The sequence below is a fragment of the Nocardia sp. NPDC052566 genome, assembly GCF_044547285.1.
Classification (GTDB): domain Bacteria; phylum Actinomycetota; class Actinomycetes; order Mycobacteriales; family Mycobacteriaceae; genus Nocardia.
Genome location: NZ_JBIUAF010000004.1, coordinates 596,147 through 612,560, shown reverse-complemented (window position 1 = coordinate 612,560; position 16,414 = coordinate 596,147). Strand labels below are relative to the sequence as shown.

25 protein-coding genes and 1 pseudogene are annotated in these 16,414 nt (G+C 64.9%); 14 read left to right on the top strand and 12 right to left on the bottom strand.

Going from position 1 to position 16,414, the window contains the following annotated elements; translation table 11 throughout:
• The first annotated feature begins 551 nt into the window (after positions 1-551).
• The 3 genes from ACIG5A_RS22670 to ACIG5A_RS22660 all read left to right on the top strand — a co-directional run bounded on the left by ACIG5A_RS22670 (position 552) and on the right by ACIG5A_RS22660 (position 1,630).
• Entirely contained in the window at positions 552-755 is a 204-nt protein-coding gene (locus ACIG5A_RS22670) for a hypothetical protein (RefSeq protein WP_397243042.1), read from the top strand.
• Positions 756-855: 100 nt separating this feature from the next.
• On the top strand, positions 856-1,245 hold the full coding sequence (locus tag ACIG5A_RS22665; protein ID WP_397243040.1) for a hypothetical protein: 390 nt from the start codon (positions 856-858) through the stop codon (positions 1,243-1,245).
• A gap of 196 nt (positions 1,246-1,441) precedes the next feature.
• Entirely contained in the window at positions 1,442-1,630 is a 189-nt protein-coding gene (locus tag ACIG5A_RS22660) for a hypothetical protein (protein ID WP_397243038.1), read from the top strand.
• On the opposite strand, the gene ACIG5A_RS22655 is transcribed toward ACIG5A_RS22660, so the two are convergent.
• Positions 1,614-1,913, bottom strand: a complete 300-nt coding sequence (locus ACIG5A_RS22655; protein ID WP_397243036.1) for a hypothetical protein — start codon at positions 1,911-1,913, stop codon at positions 1,614-1,616. The two genes, ACIG5A_RS22660 and ACIG5A_RS22655, sit on opposite strands and share 17 nt — an antisense overlap.
• Positions 1,914-1,974: 61 nt before the next feature.
• Between ACIG5A_RS22655 and ACIG5A_RS22650 the strand changes: the two genes are divergently transcribed.
• On the top strand, positions 1,975-3,588 hold the full coding sequence (locus ACIG5A_RS22650; protein WP_397243034.1) for a hypothetical protein: 1,614 nt from the start codon (positions 1,975-1,977) through the stop codon (positions 3,586-3,588).
• A 128-nt stretch (positions 3,589-3,716) separates the two neighbouring features.
• Here ACIG5A_RS22650 and ACIG5A_RS22645 read toward each other — a convergent pair whose 3' ends face one another.
• Together ACIG5A_RS22645 and ACIG5A_RS22640 are read right to left on the bottom strand one after the other, a co-directional pair.
• Positions 3,717-4,241, bottom strand: coding sequence for a hypothetical protein (locus ACIG5A_RS22645; RefSeq protein WP_397243032.1), 525 nt, complete (start codon positions 4,239-4,241; stop codon positions 3,717-3,719).
• 178 nt (positions 4,242-4,419) lie between these two features.
• Positions 4,420-4,827 carry a hypothetical protein gene (locus tag ACIG5A_RS22640; protein ID WP_397243030.1) on the bottom strand — a complete coding sequence of 136 codons (408 nt, stop codon included), beginning with the start codon at positions 4,825-4,827 and terminating at the stop codon, positions 4,420-4,422.
• Between the two features lie 137 nt (positions 4,828-4,964).
• On the opposite strand from ACIG5A_RS22640, the gene ACIG5A_RS22635 reads away from it, so the two are divergent.
• Entirely contained in the window at positions 4,965-5,225 is a 261-nt protein-coding gene (locus tag ACIG5A_RS22635; protein WP_397243028.1) for a hypothetical protein, read from the top strand.
• A gap of 340 nt (positions 5,226-5,565) precedes the next feature.
• Here ACIG5A_RS22635 and ACIG5A_RS22630 read toward each other — a convergent pair whose 3' ends face one another.
• Both ACIG5A_RS22630 and ACIG5A_RS22625 read right to left on the bottom strand, forming a co-directional pair.
• Entirely contained in the window at positions 5,566-6,021 is a 456-nt protein-coding gene (locus tag ACIG5A_RS22630) for a hypothetical protein (protein ID WP_397243026.1), read from the bottom strand.
• Between the two features lie 162 nt (positions 6,022-6,183).
• Complete coding sequence (locus ACIG5A_RS22625) at positions 6,184-6,603, bottom strand: hypothetical protein (protein WP_397243024.1); 420 nt, start codon at positions 6,601-6,603, stop codon at positions 6,184-6,186.
• 301 nt (positions 6,604-6,904) lie between these two features.
• Between ACIG5A_RS22625 and ACIG5A_RS22620 the strand changes: the two genes are divergently transcribed.
• Positions 6,905-7,666 (top strand): hypothetical protein, encoded by a 762-nt coding sequence (locus ACIG5A_RS22620; RefSeq protein ID WP_397243022.1) that lies wholly within the window; start codon positions 6,905-6,907, stop codon positions 7,664-7,666.
• A 144-nt stretch (positions 7,667-7,810) separates the two neighbouring features.
• Here the strand turns inward: ACIG5A_RS22620 and ACIG5A_RS22615 are convergent, their stop codons facing one another.
• On the bottom strand, positions 7,811-8,932 hold the full coding sequence (locus tag ACIG5A_RS22615; RefSeq protein ID WP_397243019.1) for a helix-turn-helix domain-containing protein: 1,122 nt from the start codon (positions 8,930-8,932) through the stop codon (positions 7,811-7,813).
• A gap of 86 nt (positions 8,933-9,018) precedes the next feature.
• Between ACIG5A_RS22615 and ACIG5A_RS22610 the strand changes: the two genes are divergently transcribed.
• Positions 9,019-9,444, top strand: coding sequence for a DUF6884 domain-containing protein (locus tag ACIG5A_RS22610; protein WP_397243017.1), 426 nt, complete (start codon positions 9,019-9,021; stop codon positions 9,442-9,444).
• A gap of 538 nt (positions 9,445-9,982) precedes the next feature.
• On the opposite strand, the gene ACIG5A_RS22605 is transcribed toward ACIG5A_RS22610, so the two are convergent.
• Positions 9,983-10,135, bottom strand: coding sequence for a hypothetical protein (locus ACIG5A_RS22605; RefSeq protein ID WP_397243015.1), 153 nt, complete (start codon positions 10,133-10,135; stop codon positions 9,983-9,985).
• Positions 10,132-10,704 carry an ADP-ribosyltransferase gene (locus ACIG5A_RS22600; protein ID WP_397243013.1) on the bottom strand — a complete coding sequence of 191 codons (573 nt, stop codon included), beginning with the start codon at positions 10,702-10,704 and terminating at the stop codon, positions 10,132-10,134. Before ACIG5A_RS22600 ends, ACIG5A_RS22605 begins: the two co-directional genes overlap by 4 nt.
• Positions 10,705-10,804: 100 nt before the next feature.
• Between ACIG5A_RS22600 and ACIG5A_RS22595 the strand changes: the two are divergent.
• The 4 genes and pseudogenes from ACIG5A_RS22595 to ACIG5A_RS22580 form a co-directional block, all read left to right on the top strand.
• Positions 10,805-11,059: pseudogene (locus tag ACIG5A_RS22595) on the top strand (transposase); the annotation flags it as partial.
• A 138-nt stretch (positions 11,060-11,197) separates the two neighbouring features.
• Complete coding sequence (locus ACIG5A_RS22590) at positions 11,198-11,479, top strand: helix-turn-helix domain-containing protein (protein ID WP_397243011.1); 282 nt, start codon at positions 11,198-11,200, stop codon at positions 11,477-11,479.
• Between the two features lie 80 nt (positions 11,480-11,559).
• Positions 11,560-11,781, top strand: coding sequence for a hypothetical protein (locus ACIG5A_RS22585; protein WP_397243009.1), 222 nt, complete (start codon positions 11,560-11,562; stop codon positions 11,779-11,781).
• A 50-nt stretch (positions 11,782-11,831) separates the two neighbouring features.
• Positions 11,832-12,065 carry a hypothetical protein gene (locus ACIG5A_RS22580; protein WP_397243007.1) on the top strand — a complete coding sequence of 78 codons (234 nt, stop codon included), beginning with the start codon at positions 11,832-11,834 and terminating at the stop codon, positions 12,063-12,065.
• Between the two features lie 536 nt (positions 12,066-12,601).
• On the opposite strand, the gene ACIG5A_RS22575 is transcribed toward ACIG5A_RS22580, so the two are convergent.
• The 4 genes from ACIG5A_RS22575 to ACIG5A_RS22560 all read right to left on the bottom strand — a co-directional run bounded on the left by ACIG5A_RS22575 (position 12,602) and on the right by ACIG5A_RS22560 (position 14,585).
• The gene (locus ACIG5A_RS22575) at positions 12,602-13,081 is read right to left on the bottom strand and encodes a macro domain-containing protein (RefSeq protein WP_397243005.1); all 480 of its coding nucleotides are present in this window, start codon (positions 13,079-13,081) and stop codon (positions 12,602-12,604) included.
• Positions 13,082-13,381: 300 nt separating this feature from the next.
• Positions 13,382-13,672 (bottom strand): hypothetical protein, encoded by a 291-nt coding sequence (locus tag ACIG5A_RS22570; protein ID WP_397243003.1) that lies wholly within the window; start codon positions 13,670-13,672, stop codon positions 13,382-13,384.
• 122 nt (positions 13,673-13,794) lie between these two features.
• A complete protein-coding gene (locus ACIG5A_RS22565) occupies positions 13,795-14,253 on the bottom strand; it encodes a hypothetical protein (protein WP_397243001.1) in 459 nt (152 codons plus the stop codon).
• Positions 14,253-14,585 (bottom strand): hypothetical protein, encoded by a 333-nt coding sequence (locus tag ACIG5A_RS22560; protein WP_397242999.1) that lies wholly within the window; start codon positions 14,583-14,585, stop codon positions 14,253-14,255. The genes ACIG5A_RS22565 and ACIG5A_RS22560 overlap by 1 nt, the downstream gene beginning before the upstream one ends.
• 318 nt (positions 14,586-14,903) lie before the next feature.
• On the opposite strand from ACIG5A_RS22560, the gene ACIG5A_RS22555 reads away from it, so the two are divergent.
• From ACIG5A_RS22555 to ACIG5A_RS22545, 3 genes are all read left to right on the top strand, one after another.
• A complete protein-coding gene (locus ACIG5A_RS22555; protein WP_397242997.1) occupies positions 14,904-15,140 on the top strand; it encodes a LuxR family transcriptional regulator in 237 nt (78 codons plus the stop codon).
• A 15-nt stretch (positions 15,141-15,155) separates the two neighbouring features.
• Positions 15,156-15,317 (top strand): hypothetical protein, encoded by a 162-nt coding sequence (locus ACIG5A_RS22550; RefSeq protein ID WP_397242995.1) that lies wholly within the window; start codon positions 15,156-15,158, stop codon positions 15,315-15,317.
• 250 nt (positions 15,318-15,567) lie between these two features.
• Positions 15,568-16,035 carry a putative phosphothreonine lyase domain-containg protein gene (locus tag ACIG5A_RS22545; RefSeq protein WP_397242993.1) on the top strand — a complete coding sequence of 156 codons (468 nt, stop codon included), beginning with the start codon at positions 15,568-15,570 and terminating at the stop codon, positions 16,033-16,035.
• The last annotated feature ends 379 nt before the right edge of the window (positions 16,036-16,414 follow it).

The following is a 16,414-nucleotide window of genomic DNA, read 5'->3' as shown; positions in this document are numbered from 1 at the left end:
CGGACCGGAGCTCACCGCGATCGGAGTGCTGTGTTTCGTGGCAGATCGTGACCACGAACGGGTGTGCGCAAACACGCAGGAGTGTCACATGCAGGTAGTCGCAGCACGACAGAAGACCTTCCGGCGAATCAACGAGAAGGCGGCAGCCGACCCCCGCGACCCGACATGGGTTCATCTCGCCGAAGTGATCAACCGACCTGAGCAGCTACATGGTGGCACCGACCAGACTAGCGACGAAGATCCCAACCGCTGAGCAGGTCAGGGCAGGGCGATCGACAACCAGCCGCCCCGGCACCGTCGTCGGCAGAACCGCGGAAGCCACCGAGAAGCCGCGCAGAGCCCTCGCGAGAACCACTGACAGTGCTGGCGTTGCCTTTGCCGAAACATGTTGGCGGGTTACGGAAGTCGCGCCTTGGTCGGCGTTGCAACAGCGGAGAACGCGGCTGAGACGATGGCAAATGTCGGGCCCGTGGGGTGACCAAACCCCCGTCGAGCCTCCCCCACGGGCCTGACATGCCAAGCCCACCTTGCCACAAAGGACAACCCCGACCATGACTCACCCCACCACACCCGAACAGAAGATCGAAGCCCTCCGCGCCATACTGAAGCCTGTAATCGACTGGTACGAAGGTGTTCTCGCGCAGGGAGAGCCGGACGGAAGCTACCTCTACGACGCCACCATCGAGCAGTTCCAGGATCGGCTGAATCGTGGTGACTTTCAGTCGATCATCGAGATTGTGCGGCGCAGCGAATGACGCGTGGCAAGCCGATCGTGGGCCGTGCGTAAGCTGTTCCATTTCCGGAACGCGAGATAGGCTTGGTGTTCCACTTCCGGAACAAACCGTCAGGGAAGCCATGAGCGACACAGAGTATCGCGATTGCGTCAGCGTCGAGAAAACCCGCCGCATGCTCACCCGAATGCGCGAATTGCTCGACAAAGCTGAGGCGACACTGGACCCGGACTTCGGGACGATCCACTCCGACCCTGTCGCCCGTCGCGGCAACGCTGCCGCGATCCGGGCCGACTACCTGGCGAAATTGCAGCGGGTATCGGGCTGGGTACTGCGCGACGCGGTCGCCGACGGCCTGGCGCACGAGATGACCTGGCGGTGGATGGGGGTCTCGTGCCAGCTGCCGGTAGGCACACTGCATCGGCAGTACAAGGCTGGCGGGCGGATCGTTGTCCGCGACAACGTCACCCAGGAGTTGGACTACACCGAACCGGGACAGCCTGCCGAGAGCTGATCGCTTTCCAACTCACGCAGGTCGATCCCATCGTCAACGATTTGACCGCGCACGTTCGGAGCTGGTCGACGAGCCGACAGAGTCTGATGCGGGCTCACCGGACTGTGGCCGAGCAGAGCGATGTCGTTCTCCGCACTATCCCCAACCCGAACCACTATCCCCAACCCGAACCGACTACAGCAGCAAGGATCAGCCCATGAGCATCGATCACGCCTTCAAGCTCGGTGACCCCGTCTGGTACGGCGGATACGAGCACCGCATCACCACCGTCTGGCCCGACGGACACCTCAGCGTCGTATCGGACCGGCCCGACGCTCCGACGGCGTTCCGCGGCTACACCCACGCTCAATTCGTCGCTCACCGCTACGTCAACAGCGAGGACTGACCATGCACGCACCGTCGAGCACATCGCCGCCACTTTCCAACTCACCGTCGAATGCCGCCGACAGGGAAAGCCGGTGTGGCGTCCACAGTCGCGCTTCCGCTGCCTGCTGGGTCGCTTCGGGTCTGCATTCCTCTGTCGCAATTCGGTCGAGCAGGCGAGCGTGTTTGTCCTGGTCGACCACTGAATACGGGTCGGGGTAGAGGTGGTTGAGCGCGGCGTGTACCTGGCTCTTCTCTTTTCGATCAGCGGCCAGCGAGGGGGCCGCCTCGAGCCCTTCGGTCACCAGTCGCCGACCAGGGGCCCCGGATTGTCGGAGCCTGCAACAGATCGGTGCCATGCCAGTAGTGTCGGCGAAGATCGACCGCCGCCAGGCAGTCTCACCCCTGCCGGCCAACCGAAACAAGGGAATTGTGATGATCCGCCAGGACGGCGCAACTTGCGCCAGACTCACCCGCGAGCAACTGCTGCAGCGATTCGGCGAGCAGCTCATCCCGACCACATCTGGGAAGCTCGGGATCTGGCGCACATTCAACCTGGACCGATCCGTCGCTGCGGAGTACGACGCCCGGGCAGATGAGTCTGGTGAGTTCGCGTGGGCAAGCGACGACGAATACGAATCTCTGCGGCTCAAAGCGGCCCGGCTACTGGTAGCGATGCGCGCGGACCATCTCGCGGAGAGCATGGGCGGAAACAGATTTGGCTTCGCTGACCAGATCGCTCGTGAGGGTGACCAGGTCACCTATCAGGTGTCGGCAGCGTTCGGATTGACCGGACCAGACGGATTGCTGCCGTGGCTCGGGCCGGTCACGGAGGAACAGACTCCGATGTTCCACACTGACCGTGAGCCCAGTTTCGCGCGGGTGCTGCGCGCCGAGGTGACCATCGACCTCAAGGAAACCCCCGACGCTGTTGTGGCGCTGGAGCTGCCCCACGAACGACAGTTGGTGACATTCGGCCCCGATCCGCGCCAGCCTAATCGGGTAAACAACGAGGTCGCGCACCAGCTGCACGTGAAGATGACAAGAGGTGAGGACCTGGTTCCGGTTCCCTTCGTCGCCGCAGCGAACCTTCACTGGGCCGTGGAGCCGGTCCCAGCCTTCACCGATCCGGGGTCGGCGCAATTCGAAGTACTGGCAACCGCTGACGACATCACCCAGGCCCAACGGCTCGCCGTTGACAACCTCGAATTGATTCACGCACACCGTGCGGGATCCGACGCCTACCAGCGAGCTCTGACGGTTGTCGGATCCTCAACACGCGAGGTCGTCTCCGTCGAGGAGCTCGGTGATCTGGTCGCAACCCGCCTCGGGATCGCCATTCGACCAGCCTCTCGACCGCATACGCGGGCATCCTGGGGCGACAAGCGGGAAGAGTTCGACGACCTGGCATTCCTTAGGCACTACGCCGAGGAACTTCGGTCGGCCGAGCTTCCTAGAGCTCAGCTCGCCAGCGAGCTCGCTGGCGTGCGTCGGGAAGCGGCCGACAACATCCACCTGCGCAAGTCAGCTGGATGGGCGTTGGCCACCAACCTGATCGAGCGTCTGATCGCTGACTTCGGATCCATCGACACTGTCGGATTCGTGTCGTGGGACGACAGCCCCTACCGCTACGACATCAACTTCTCAATTGCAGTGGAGGACTTCACCGGCCACCGCCTGCGCATCGACGGCGAACAGATGTGCGCGAAGTTCGAAATCCGCGGATTGGTCGTCGATGTCAGCACACTCACTGCCGACCAGATCTGCGCGGCGGCACTCGAAGGATCCGCCATGTTCCCCAACGGCTGGAGCGACCATCAAGCCCACCAGCAGCCCCTGTTCGACAACGCCTGCGCGGGCCGACTTAAAGGCCTGTTTGCCAGCGTGGAAGCCGTGCACGCCAACGGGTTCCACGCAGGCCGGGCACGCGCCCTACGACAGTTGCGGGTGATCGCGGACCCGAACAGCGTGCACATCTAGGCACGATCGGTCCCTCGGGTTCCGCCCACACCCAATCGGTGCTAGGACGATTGGCACCCCGTGACAAAAGCTACTGCCACCAGTGAGTTCCCTCCCAAGGAGGTCATTGAGGAATTCCCGATTCGATGTCAGTAGCGCTCGGACCGTACTGCGGTACACGCCCGCCACAGCACGCCCCAAACAGCATCAACCATCACCGGGGACCGGGTGGATTGGGCGTGGGTGAAATCTGCCACGGCGCGCGGGGTCAACGTCCAGACCCGCATGAACTGCTGGGCGAGCGGAATCGCCTCGGCGAAACGCGCGTTGGACGCCTTGGACTCCGCCGTCGACGCGGGAAACCCGAATTCTTTACTTATAGCCATGTGCGCGGCGGTTCCACCAGGCAGTTCAAACCCATCACCAACCAGCAGAGACATGCGCGGAACACCCTGGTCATCACGTGCGTCGGCAGGACATTCCCGGCTCAGGAGTCGTGCGAACGCGAATGCCAAGTGGATGTTCCCAAACCCGGGGTGTTGTCGATCCAATCCTTGCAGCACTGACGCGGTGAGCGCCTTCTTGACCGCCTCCGGATCCTGTAGCCGATACGCGTTGAGTAGATCCTCCGCGACGGCTCCCACCGCCTGGTCGATTGAAGTTGCCTCACCCACCCACCTCACGCTACAGGCTTAGGTCAAGCCCGTTTCTCGGGTCCAAGCCGGAATCCGCGAGGCCTGCCGACATCGCCTGCGTTGCGTGAGAAGGGGATGCCTTGGCCCGGTTGGTGCCTGGGCGGATGCAGGCCGAATGCTGGGCTCGGCTCCCGGCAACAGGGAAGCCTCCAATATGTTACTTGGTCTCACGCTCGGCGAGCTGCTGGGTGATCATCCAGGCCAGCACGCGCCGCACCGTGCTGGCATCGGCGCCAACGAGCCCAGCGATTTCCTCGAGCCGATACGGCACACTGCGGTCCGGCAGAGCAGTGATCGCCTGGAACACGGTCAGATCGCCGGTGTCCTGGCTGACCGCCTCGAGATCGGGGAGCAGCTTCTCGCACACGACGGCCGCGTCCGTGCCCGGCCAGCACAGCGCGATCTCAAGCTGCGCCACGTCAGCGAGGTCGCCGGATTCTGTGGTGAGTTTCTCGATGAGGGTGCGCAGTTGTTGGGGCTCCACGCATTCCAGCGTCGTCCTGCTGTCGGGTGGTGTCCAGGGGCGGGCTGGTTCTGTGGTGTCAGCCCGGTGGTCTTCGCGCATCGTTCGTGGGCGGATTGTCGAGTCATGTAGGCAACGCGCCCCGATTGCTTCTCAGGAGGCCCCAGGTACAACGGTTTGCGAAACTCATTCTTCGAATCATCATCCCGAGAGGGCTGTTCGCCGATTGGAGACCCTTCATGTCCGATGACGAGCGCGTGGACGAGCTCGGTCGCTTCTCGTTCCGCACTGCTGGCCAACTGCGACTGCTCGGCGAGCGGATGACTGCGCTGTCGTGGCAACCCGACGGATACACCCCGGCCGACCTCAGCAAGCTCGCTGATGCGCTGCAGGGCATGGCATTGCGCTGCGCGATGAGCACCGGGAACACGGCTCTGCTCAACGAACTGTCAGGCCACAACTTCCGCGAACTCGGCGGCGACACCGGAGACTCGCAGTGACCCGCTACGGCTACGCACGGGTCTCGACCCGCGACCAGTCCACCGACTACTAGGTCGATGCCCGGCGAGATCGAGAGTTGACGAGGAGAACCTGTCCATCGAGAAGGTGACCGGCGAGCCCGACGGAAGCTATCTCCACGGCAACTATCAGCCGATCGCCGAGATTCTGCGGTGCAACAAGCGACCCTCGGCAAGTACGTTTGGCGGGTGGTCGTCGACGCCTGGCCTCCCACGGCGGCCAACCCATCGCTGACCAGCCGTTCGAATGGCGGGAAGCGATCGTCAACAACCGCACCTCAACCCCGACGACGCCAAGCCCTGCCCGTGATCCGGCGCCTGGTCAGCATCCGGGCATTCGGCGTTCGTCGCCGGGTGTTAGGCACGGTGTGAGATTCGCCCAGCCGTCCGGACTCACCCAGCCGTCCGGTGGGTCCGGGAAGTAGGTGTCGTGGGCGTCGAGGTGATCGACGACGTGCGGGCCGATGAGCCAAATCGACGTCTGGCCACCCGGGTAGAGGACAACACGGTAGAACTCGTCCCAGTAGCGCACAGGGACGTACCGGTTGATCCTGTGTCGTACGCAGTGGATGAAATCGATTGTCTCACCGAGGTACTCAGCTTCGAGCTCAGCGAGCACCAGCTCGAAGCCTTCAACCAGTTCGGTTCCGGTGCCGAGCTCTTCGGTGACAATGGCTGCCAGGACGTCGTTGAGTGCGCGCCATACCCGCAGGTGTGAGGTCGCGAATCCCGGAAAGCCGGTGAACTTCCACTGCGGCTCGTCACGAAGCAGCTTCATGAGCTGCGACGATAGCCGCCAACGGGCGTCAGGCGGCCGCGATGAGGCTCGTGTCGCCCGCAGGTTGTGGGCGCGGAGGGTTACTTACCGATCGACAACGACCAGAGACCTGCGGTGTTCACCCGACTGTCCGGGCGCGGCGGATGACCTTCAACGGCGTCTTCATTCACCGAGGACGAAGAATGATGCCTGGACCCGGAGGATGTGGTCGGGTCGTTCCTGTTCGTAGCGTTCGAGGATCTCGGCGGATTTCTTGCGCTTGAACAGCAGCACGTTGGCGGGATCTTCGTCGAGACCGCATTCGAGGGCCAACTGGGCGCCCTCGCGCAGGGCAATATCACGGTCGGGATACACCCACACATCGAGGCGGCCACCACCGCTGTAGCCCTTGTGCGCGAGAGTCCACACGGCCGGACTGGTTTCGATCTCGACCGTGCCATCGGGATGGTATGCCTCCGAAGAGATCTCGTACCGGATGGACGCTGCGGACTTCGTGCGACTGCCCCGGCGGCGGCGGATGATCAACCGATCATCGTCGACACGCAGCGACGGCTGGGGCTCCGGATCGCGGCGATCGGTCACGTGGAGCACCCTATCGGTTACTTGGAGTATCGGGGCCGGCTCTGAGTTGGGGGTCATTCCCGGTGGTCGCGTCTTCTGGCGCCTGGTCGGCAGAATCGTTTCGGCGGGTTCGGGCGTCGACGACATGTAGGCAGATCATTTCCTCGGGCGCTGCTGGGCGCGCACATCGTCACTACCGACGCGCTGCTGCTGACCAGCGACAACCTCGCCGACGTCGTCGACTCCAAGGCCATGATGTGCGTTCGCGGCGACGCGTAGATTGAACACGGAGTCACGCTCGGTGAGAGGAAAGTCCCCGATCATGTCCGAGGCCATGCGAGTGCTGGTACCCGACCATCCCGACCTGACCGGCCAACTCGGCCGTGCCATCGAGTTCGCCGCGGCCCTGCGCCACGCAAACGACATCGACGACACCGACGGCGAGGAGCCGTGGCGGCTGCCCGATCAACTCGTCGCTCCAGAGCTCCAGGCGGCGCTGGAAGCGATCGTGTTGCACGACTGGCGCTTCGACGTGGGCAGCGACACCGCACGCACCGAGATCGGGCTCACCCATGCCGACGTTGAACACATGGGCCTCTACATCGCGACCGCGACCAGAGCACAGCTGTCACTGCTGCGTGCCGCATTGGATACGATCACGCAGGCCGAAACCACCCCGCTCGCACAGCGCGGACCTGAACAGCGGGAGATCGCCCATTTCGCCGAGGTTTGGTCCGAGGTCGACGAACACGACGACTACGACGCGTCGCTGTCCGCGTGGCGGACCGTCGTGCAGATTCTGACGCTCGCCATCTCGACGGCACCGGCCGGAGCGGGCGAGCGCCCATCGCGGCTCTACAACGCGGAAGGGTTCCTGCTACCGGCCGCCGACGTCGCCGGGTCGACCCCGGCCGGGGACACCGTGGTCGTGCTGGACCGGATCGACTCCGACCAGGGGCGGTCGGTCGACTTGGACAATGCGGCCTGGAGGGCCTGGCAGCGACTCAGCGTCGAATGGCACGCCGCCGTCTACGGTGCCCGGTCCAACGACCCAGACGCCCGCTTGAGCTCGTTCGCCTACTGAGCTACGGCAGGGTCAAGCTGCTCGACGGCCCGATGACGTTCCCCTAGGCCATGCCACTGGCGTGCATCGCTGGGCCGACGACATCGGGGAAGTAGGGGACGGTGGCGCCGTGTGCATCGACGACGCACAGATCGACAGCGGTACTCACGAGGTGGATTCCTTCCACGCAGGGTTGGGCTGGCCGTCGGGGTCGAACGGCCAAATCGGAAGCGCCGGTGTGGCATTGAGTCGGTCGAGATAGGGCGCGACGGTCTCAGCGGGCAGCTCTGCCGCCAGCTCGCGCGCGTAGGCCCGGTGACGCGCGGCCGCCGCCCAGGACTTGCTGGCGTCTGAAGTCCGCTCGCACGCGGCGATCGCCTCATCCAGTTCTGCGGCACGCAGCGTAATCTGCAGCATCAATTCCGCTGGCGGGCCGATGAATTCGTCACGCACGGCATCACGAAGCGTGGACAGGAACATCGACTCGACCAGCATGCTCATCGGCCGCACTCGTTCGGCGACAGCGTGCACGCCCGGGTCGTACTCGCCCCGCCGTCGCTGCTCCGCCAGCCACTTCTCGAGCCGTGCCACCCGATCTTCGGCGGGTCCGAACTCTTCGCCCGGCGGACGACCACCGAGAGCGAACCGGCGCACCTGCCCGCGGTAGTAGGTCGCGAATTCCGTAACCGCTGAGCCCCAATCGGTTTGCGCGGTCTGCTGGTCGACCTCGAATATGTCAGCGATCTGCTCCCAGGTCGCGCCGCGGGTGAACATGGCGACAACGCTCTTGGCGAGCGCGTCCTGGGCGTAGTAGAGCAGCCGGCGCAGGTCTTCGGCCTCGGATGCGAGGCTGTTCTCATCGCTGCGGCTGCGCCCGGTGGGCACCATCGCGCGTGCGAAGTCCGACAGCTCCCGCATCGCTTCGCCCGCGATCAGCTCCGCGAGCGCGTTCTCCGAATAGGGCGCGCCCGCCAGCGATTTCGAGAGAATGTCGCGCTGAGTGCTCGGCTGCGGGGGTGTCACCGTCGCGGGCTGCGGGTCGGGGAACAGCGCGCCGATCTCGACACCGAGAGCGTCGGCGAGCGCGAACTGATTGTCCAGAGAGATGTTCTCGTTGCCGAGCTCGACCTGGGTGTAGTACGGCCGCGACAAGCCGGTTGCGGTCGCGATCGCCGCCTGCGTCAGGCCCGCCTGCTTGCGCAGGTCCCGAAGGCGCTGACCGAATGCGCGGCGGCGGGCGAGGACACGGTCATCGGCAGATTCCGGCACCTCTGGACTGTAGGACACCCACCAAATGTAATCTATACCGAACTCATATGTTGGATATACATTACGTTCCTATTGGATGTCCTGCCTGAAGGGTGGTTCTTGTCATGAGCACATCGCCGCTGGTCATTTCCTCGTGCGGGGCGCGCAAGGCCCCCGCCGCCTGCTCGGCGGGCAGCCTCTACACCGGTTCGTATGCGCGAATGTGCCTGCGCGCGGCCCGCGCGCTCGCCGCGGACTCCGACATCCGCATCCTGTCGGCTCGCCACGGCCTGCTCGGACTCGACCGCGAAGTCCAGCCGTACGACACCCGCCTCTCGTCCCGCGATGCCATCACCGCCGACCGACTGCGCGCCCAGGCCGCTGACGACGGGTTGCTGCACCGGCCCGTGATCGTGCTCGCCGGAAGCGCCTACACCGCGCTCGTCCGCCAGGTATGGACCGAGGTCACCACGCCGTTGGCCGGGCTGCCCGGGATGGGCGCGCACTTGGCCCGCCTCGCCGATATCGCCACGACGAAGGCGCTGTCGTGAACGCCGCGAATGCCCCGCGACCCGCGTGAGCGCACTGGCATCCCAAGAAGTCGCACCGGCCGGCGCGGACGGACTCATCCACGCGCTGATCGGATACCGCATCCATGTGGATCCGATGCGCGCCAATCTCCGTGACGCACGCAGGCTGTGCGACGAGATCACGTGCGATATGTGCCTGCACGATTGCCCGTGTTTGGCCTGCTCAGGGTGGTGCTACTGCGAAACACCACCAGAGCGAGCCGTCTACACCGACACGGCACCGGCGCCGCACCTCTGACCGTCACCGTGCAGGTGTCGCGCGGGACTCGTCCAGCCAATCCCGCTGTCCAACAGCCTGATCTAACGTCTCATGGGACAGGATTCGCCCTGTTGTCCCCGGTAATCTTCATCGGGTCGATTGATGGATTCGTTGTGACACCTCCCCCGTGCGCCGACGCCTGTTCCCGCAGGGGCACCGACAACCGACTGCGGGCCCGACGTCGCAACGTCGGGCCCGCGATCGGGGTCTATGGAGTCGGATTCAGCGATGCAGAAGTTTCTACCGCTCGCGCGTGCCGGTGGCAGTCGCAGCGGGACGTGAGGGCAGCTTGCGGCCCAGCAGTTTCTCGGCTTCGCGGCGGTTCGCCTCGATCTGTTCCGGGGTCAGCGGCACCCTGCGCGCGCGCCATGGTTCCTGCGTCAATGCGCTCATTGCTCGCCTCCCTTGACGATCGCCTGAATGACCCAGATCTTACCCGTTCGGTCCGGGCTCACGCCGAGTACGACGTACCGGCGGGCGTCGATAAGGAGCACCTCCCGCTCGCGGGGAACTGGGCTCAGTTCTCCCAGCCGCAGTACGGGCGTGCCGGTCGGCACCAGCAGATCCAGGATCACCGGGTTGCGTCGGCGCAGGGACCGGGGCGGGACGGGTGTGCCGGAGGTCGACAGAAACCCGTCGTGGGTGAACTCGGCATCGATGAGTGCGGCCGCCGACTCCTCATCGACGAGCCCGTACGCCGCGGCTTCGGCTTCGCGGGTCACGCGAACCGTTTGCGGTAGAGGATATTTCGCCAGACCTGACCGAATAATCTTGATCCGGCGCTCCAGTGCAGTCGTCATCGGGATCTGCCCCCATAAGGCATCGTTGACGTCCTGGAACGCATTGTGCGCGTATGCGGAAATCACGTCCCGCTCGGAATCGGTGAGTCGGTCGAGGCTCTGGCTCGCAAGCGCCGCATCGGCCCAAGGCCACTCGTTGAAGCCGAAATCGTCGTCTGCCACAGCGCGGATTGTGCCGCACCTGTCCGTCCGCCTGCTTGTGGCACAGCAAGTCGCACGATGGGCCCGGCTCAGCGAGGTGAGCGGGGCCCGTGCGCGGGCCGAGGATCCGATCCCGGTCGCGACCGAGACCGAGCACGGATTATGGGTCGCGGCGCTGCGGGAGACCGGACGAGCGATCTACCCGATCAACCCACTGGCCGCATCCCGCTACCGGGCACGACATGCGGTGTCGGGCGCTAAATTCGACGCCGCCGACGCGGTGCTGCTTGCCAACATCCTGCGCACCGACGCCGCCGCGCACCGACAGCTGCCCGCCGACACCGAGTTGGCTCGGGCCATTAGAGTGCAAATGCGCTGGCACTGACCAGATGCAGTTGACAGGGAACTGTGCTCGTGCCCGCGCTTGCCAGCGTCTGGGGCAGCCGGTAATGGCGTGGGTGAACCGAGAACGCACAACGGGGGGTGACGACCAGCAGTGACACCGGACGAGGACGTGATCAGACGTGCGCTCGGCGCGGAAGTCCTGCGACGCCGAAACGCACTCGGCTTGGTCCAGCGCGACGTCTGGCAACGGGCGAACCTCGCCAAGAACGTATACCTGCGCATCGAGCGCGCCGAGCGCACCGCCGCCATACACCAACTCATCGCGATCGCGGACGCGCTCGAGGTGGGTCCGGCCGAACTGCTCACCGCCGCGCTCGACCGCATCGACCGCGGCGACGTAGCGCCACGACGCGGTACCGAGGACGAATGGCGCAGCGCGCCACGTGAGTAACGCTAACTTCGCTCGTTCTGCCAAATGCCGATCTCGGCACGCTTGAGGTGTGGGCCGGCACCCCGACCGTGGATCGCCCCATGATCGGAATGTGTGACTCCGCGAGCTGCCCGCAAGCCACCCACCACCACTTCCCCGTCTGGGCCGAGCACGCCGAACGCACCAAGACCTTCCTCGGCCAACTCGGCAAAACCCGAACCACCGAGCGCACCCGGCTGCAAGTCGACTACGACCGCGCCGTCCGGGTCATCGCCAGCATCGACACCGCCACCCAAACCATCGCGCAGGAACACCAGGCATGAGAATCACTGCCGCGCAGCGAGTTCAGAACGAGAACCGAATCCGCGCCGCCATGGACCGGCTGCTGCGCGAAATGTCAGCGGGCCTTCAGTCACTGTGTGAGGTCCGGGCCCACCGGCGAACGCTGCGGCAGTTCACCGACGAGATCGACAAGCAACCCGACGAGTTCGCGATCCGCAGGCTCCAGCGGGAGCGTGCCACTGGTGTCGGCGTCGAGGAGGTAGCGGCCGATCAGGGCCAGTTCGCGCGCCTGGCGGTTGGAAAAGTGGACCGACTGATCGTATGAGCCGGTGGCAGCGCTGATTCGGCGTAGGACCGACAGATCGTATCCGTCGGGTAGCGCGACCGGATGTCCATCCTCAAGGGCTCGTTCGGCGCGGTAAGCGATAATGAATGGGGGGCAGCCGTACATGCGGGTACACCGTGAGGTGTACCCGGTCCCGTTCGGAACGAAGGAGGCGGTCAGCTCGGATGGCAGGTATTGACGGTCCGTGATGGAGTCGCTTTCGGTTCTGTCTGGAATGGCCCTGGCCGTACATAGAAGGCGATTGCTGGGTTCCGGGGTCAAAGGTTCGAGGGGTTCTGCAAGCTGGCCTGCAGAGGGGGCATTTCCTCAAACTTACGAGCGTACTGCTCCCTATGGGGTGCCGTCATGGCTGTAATCCTGCGCGACTGGCTGCTGGTGGTTCCATGCCTGGGTTTCGCGGTCTTCGCGGTCCGCGAGTACCGCGACTTCGCCAGGGAAGCAACGCAACACGACTGAGTAGCCGCTTGTCAGTGATGTGTTTGGCGACGGCCTTTCTGCCAGATCGCTGCCCGGCATCAGGCGAGATCGTAGATGGTGACCGCGATGCCTCGGTTGATGAGCTGGGCGTGGAGGAGTGGCTCGATCTCGGACCAGGTCCCTCCGGCCAGGCCCGTGCCAATACGCGGTAAGTGGACAGACGCGTGTAGATCGATCGCCTTGTCTGCCACCGTGTTCAGGCTGGCCTCGATCGCGGCGTAGCGGATGGGTGGGGTGCCGGTGTTGCCACGGCGGATGCCGTGCTGGCCGATCATGTTGGCCACCCAGAGCTCCGGCTCGACCTGTACGAATTGGACAGCGCCGAGCTGGAAATTGTTGCTGGCGCGGTCACGGTACCAGGCGCGATACGCGCCTTCCGGTGCACGCCAGCGCCGCGAGAGCGCGACGACGAAACCGCGACCCCAGCCGCCCCCGTCATTGCAGACGTGGGCGAGGATCTTCACCCCGTGGCCGACTGGAGCGGTCGCATCTCCCTGGACATATCGAATGTCGGTCATGGTGTTTTCCGTCCAATCACAATCAGAGTTCGAGGGTTGGGAAGAGTGTCGATCAACCGCCGTGGCCAGGGTTTCAGTTCACCGGTGACGGGGTCCGGGATGCCGTGCTGCGCGGCCATGGCCATGACATAGTCGATCAAGGCTTGGAGCGACCCACCGAACTTGTGCCGGATCAGATCCCGCAGTGCCCGCAGGTCGTGGCCCCGGCGGAACTCGCCGGTTGCGGGCTTCGTGCACCCGCACCCGCACAGACGCGGTGCGGGCGCGGGCATGTTCGAGTCGATACTGGCGCAGTGCATTTCAGTGCCAGCCTTCGAGGCGTCCGAAGCGGCGCACGATGGGCCGATGGAGGCTTCCGTGTCGGATGAAGTCGGCGATGTCTTCGGCTTCGGTGGTTTCGACGGATTCGTCTGCAGGCAGCAGCCCGGCCTGACGTAACGCCGCCAGGATCGCGTACTGGGCCCCGAGCGGTGAAGCGGTGCCGCCCTCCTGCAAACGGAACAGCATCACGATGTCGCCAGGGCGAGCGTCGAGAGGGTCGGCAGTCGGCTCCACGGCCGCCGGGAGGTTCTGCATGAGCTTGTTTCCCATCGATTCAAAAGGACTGGTAGATATTAGGATTGGTGATCGACGTCGTTGTTCCGGATCTGAGAGAGACGCCGGGTTGGGGTCGGGCCAGCCCGGCGTGTTGCCAGGCTGACCGCGTTGGTTCGTCACAAGTTTCGGCGGCGGGCGTCATCCTCGGCGGCAGAGCGGGTGAGGTAGTCGTAATGGCCTCGCTCAAGCAGGAAGTCGGCGTGGTCGTCCCGGTAGATCAGCAGGTGGGTGCTGTAGTTCTCGCCGCGACGGGTGAGCACAGCAGCGTGGGCGTAGGTGTGCGTGTCGAAGCTGCCGCCGTCGAATCGAGTGATCTCCAGGACTTCGATGCCGGAGAGGTGTCGGGGCGCTTTGGCGCGGAACTCGGCTTCGGCGATCCGGGTGTCGCCCTTCGGCTTGCATCGCATTCTTATGACCCGCCCCAGATGCTTGCGGTGGGCGGGGTCGAGCGGGTTGTCGTAGTAGCCGATCGGAGGGTCGCCGGCGCATTCGCAACCCGGTGTGAAGGAGTCGTCGTAGGAATACCCGCACCGCAGGCACCAGCCGTTCTGGTTCGTCTCGCTCGTCGGTGTCATCACATTCCCCGTTCGTCGGCGATGCTCATCAGTTCGGCGATGAGACGCCGCACGTCGGGGCCGTCGAGGTGAATCCAGCTGTCGAGGGTGAAATCGGTGCCGGTCAGCAGGGTTCGGATGCCGATGGAGTCGGAGTTGTCATGCACATCGAGCCGGGCGTTCGGGTCATCGGTGCTGCGGAATTCGCGGCGCATCCGGATGGCTTCGGAGCGCGTGCCGTCGCTGGCGCGGCAGTGCTCGCCCTGCGTGGTGTCGTGCTTGTCGTAGATGTTGCTGTTGTGGAAACGGGTTTCGTTGTCGCACAAGGCACATCGAACGGTGGTGGAGTCCATCGAATACCTCCCGGCAGAGTTTCAAGACTGTCTTGAAAAGCTTAGAGTCGACGATATACCCTCGATCCGACATACTCAAGACTGTCTTGAAACTCTGCTGGTTGAGGAGACGAGATGAGCGATGCTGCACCGCAGCCCGAAGAACCCGCCGCCGGTGCCATCGACCGCCGTGCGGTGGATCGGACGTCCGTCGAGGGTCGACGGCGCTTAAGTGGGCACGTCCGATCGCGGTTGCCGGCGCGGATCGGAGATAATCCATGCGTGCTACGGGCCGGTCCGCAGGCACAGGTACGTGGCGAGCAGGTAGAGCGAGGTGGCGTGGACGAGGGCGAAACCGAGGACGAGTTGGTGGCCGCGTTCAAAGCAGCGCACGCCGATGCCAAACGACTCGATGCCGAGCTCGCCGCCGCCCGAGCCCGCCGTCGCGACGCCGGACAGAAACTGCACACCCGGTTCGGGCGCGGAACCTCCTGGCTGGCGCACCTGATCGGCGTGAGACCCCAAGCGGTCGACAGCCTTCTGAAGTATCACCAGCGCAAGAAGCGCGAAACCTGAACCGAGAGGGCGACAATGACGAATTCGACTTCCGTCGTGGTGCTGAGGCGCAGCGCCTCTCTCAACTTCGTGACCGACGCGTGCGCGGCGCTGGCCGAGGAGGTCAATCGCGTTCGGGCGGCACGCCCGGCTGATGGCCAACTGGCCGAGGTATATGCCGAGCTGGTCATCGCTTAGAGGCTGTCCGTCAGTATTCCCGCGTATCTACCCCGCACGCAGGCGGGTATTGTCACCGTCCGGATCGTCTCGGATTGTGACGATCCACGCGCGAAGCCCCGCCCGCGCCCTAGTCAAGCACCGGGCGGGGTCGCCGCGGATGCTCGCGGCGCTGGATGCGCTCGCCGTGCTGGAGACATGCGCCGATCGGATGGCTGCTCGGTTGCCCGGGTGACGGTCTGCGCCGTAATGCCGCGTTACGGTGGGGCTTATGGCTGATACCAACGGGCTTGTTGGACCTGGTCGGCTTCTTCCTGATCGGCGATGGTTGTCGGTCTGGCAACCCGAGGGCCGCTACGGCAGCTGGGGTGGCAAGTGGTTGCTGTTTCCCGAGCCGGCGGTGCTGTCCTACGCCTGGCAGCTCATCGCTGAGGCAACTCTCGCCGGTCAGCTCGGCCCCAAGTCCGAAGCCCGTACCTGCGGCAACCTGATCCGTGTCTACACCGGCGACCACCGCGACCTCGCGGACGTCAGCCGGGTGCTGGCGGAACTGCGCGCGTTGGGATTTCGCCAGCGCATCATCTACAAGGAAGACTTCGCGGAGATGCTCGGGACACATGAGGCGCTGTATTGCTCGCAGCAGAATTCCTCGGAGGTTCAACAGCTGAGGGTATCGGAGGCAGTGCGGATCTGGGGACCGGCGGGCTCACCTGCAGTGGCTGGTCCTGAACGGGGGTAAGGGCCAGGCCAGGCTCGGGATCCGCGGCTTTGCACGGGGCGGCTCGGCGATAGCGTCGAGTGAAGCCGGGTCCGCGGACCCGGCTAGCGAGCGCTATCGCGGGCGGCACGACGGGCTTTGGCCGCCTTCTTACGCCGCCCCGCAGAAGACGGCGTCGGCGCGGGTGATCGCGGCGGGCCAGGACTTGCCGCACAGCGGGCAAGTCTTCCGCGGCCGCGCCGGTTGGCCGCCAGAGAGCCAGCGGCGGTATTCCTCCCCACCGAAGGCGATGAAGTTCGGTGACGCGCCGTTCGTGGCGCTTGCGATCCCACCAGGCGCGCGAGCGGCACTTCGCGCTGCAATAGCGGCGGCTACGGTGAGCGCCCTGCGGCAGCGGCGC

Excerpts from the sequence above, each read along its gene's own strand:
- ACIG5A_RS22670 (WP_397243042.1), top strand. The coding sequence starts at position 552 with ATGACTCACCCCACCACACCCGAACAGAAGATCGAAGCCCTCCGCGCC.
- ACIG5A_RS22665 (WP_397243040.1), top strand. The coding sequence starts at position 856 with ATGAGCGACACAGAGTATCGCGATTGCGTCAGCGTCGAGAAAACCCGC.
- ACIG5A_RS22660 (WP_397243038.1), top strand. The coding sequence starts at position 1,442 with ATGAGCATCGATCACGCCTTCAAGCTCGGTGACCCCGTCTGGTACGGC.
- ACIG5A_RS22640 (WP_397243030.1), bottom strand. The coding sequence starts at position 4,827 with ATGCGCGAAGACCACCGGGCTGACACCACAGAACCAGCCCGCCCCTGG.
- ACIG5A_RS22635 (WP_397243028.1), top strand. The coding sequence starts at position 4,965 with ATGTCCGATGACGAGCGCGTGGACGAGCTCGGTCGCTTCTCGTTCCGC.
- ACIG5A_RS22630 (WP_397243026.1), bottom strand. The coding sequence starts at position 6,021 with ATGAAGCTGCTTCGTGACGAGCCGCAGTGGAAGTTCACCGGCTTTCCG.
- ACIG5A_RS22620 (WP_397243022.1), top strand. The coding sequence starts at position 6,905 with ATGTCCGAGGCCATGCGAGTGCTGGTACCCGACCATCCCGACCTGACC.
- ACIG5A_RS22610 (WP_397243017.1), top strand. The coding sequence starts at position 9,019 with ATGAGCACATCGCCGCTGGTCATTTCCTCGTGCGGGGCGCGCAAGGCC.
- ACIG5A_RS22605 (WP_397243015.1), bottom strand. The coding sequence starts at position 10,135 with ATGAGCGCATTGACGCAGGAACCATGGCGCGCGCGCAGGGTGCCGCTG.
- ACIG5A_RS22585 (WP_397243009.1), top strand. The coding sequence starts at position 11,560 with ATGATCGGAATGTGTGACTCCGCGAGCTGCCCGCAAGCCACCCACCAC.
- ACIG5A_RS22580 (WP_397243007.1), top strand. The coding sequence starts at position 11,832 with ATGGACCGGCTGCTGCGCGAAATGTCAGCGGGCCTTCAGTCACTGTGT.
- ACIG5A_RS22575 (WP_397243005.1), bottom strand. The coding sequence starts at position 13,081 with ATGACCGACATTCGATATGTCCAGGGAGATGCGACCGCTCCAGTCGGC.
- ACIG5A_RS22570 (WP_397243003.1), bottom strand. The coding sequence starts at position 13,672 with ATGGGAAACAAGCTCATGCAGAACCTCCCGGCGGCCGTGGAGCCGACT.
- ACIG5A_RS22565 (WP_397243001.1), bottom strand. The coding sequence starts at position 14,253 with ATGACACCGACGAGCGAGACGAACCAGAACGGCTGGTGCCTGCGGTGC.
- ACIG5A_RS22560 (WP_397242999.1), bottom strand. The coding sequence starts at position 14,585 with ATGGACTCCACCACCGTTCGATGTGCCTTGTGCGACAACGAAACCCGT.
- ACIG5A_RS22550 (WP_397242995.1), top strand. The coding sequence starts at position 15,156 with ATGACGAATTCGACTTCCGTCGTGGTGCTGAGGCGCAGCGCCTCTCTC.
- ACIG5A_RS22545 (WP_397242993.1), top strand. The coding sequence starts at position 15,568 with ATGGCTGATACCAACGGGCTTGTTGGACCTGGTCGGCTTCTTCCTGAT.